Here is a 263-nt window from a genome sequence, read left to right as displayed (position 1 = left end):
TTTGTGCTTTCTGGAGGCAGGTAATGACTCCAACTTCTTGATAGTGTTTTATGTTCAGATAATGCCCGATGACTTTGTCATGCAGCTCCACCGATTTTGAGAACGACAGCGACTTCCGTCCCAGCCGTGCCAGGTGCTGCCTCAGATTCAGGTTATGCCGCTCAATTCGCTGCGTATATCGCTTGCTGATTACGTGCAGCTTTCCCTTCAGGCGGGATTCAGACAGCGGCCAGCCATCCGTCATCCATATCACCACGTCAAAG

The 263-nt window shown here is 51.0% G+C and carries 1 protein-coding gene; it reads right to left on the bottom strand.

The window, feature by feature from the left end:
- A partial coding sequence (locus RTW80_RS29610; RefSeq protein ID WP_312721698.1) for an IS1 family transposase occupies positions 1 to 263 on the bottom strand: 263 nt, incomplete at both ends.

The organism is Escherichia sp. AM3 (assembly GCF_032029835.1).
In the GTDB taxonomy this organism is placed as follows: Bacteria; Pseudomonadota; Gammaproteobacteria; order Enterobacterales; family Enterobacteriaceae; genus Escherichia; species Escherichia coli.
Note: the sequence above shows the minus strand (reverse complement) of the source record. Positions and strands in the feature narration are given on the sequence as shown.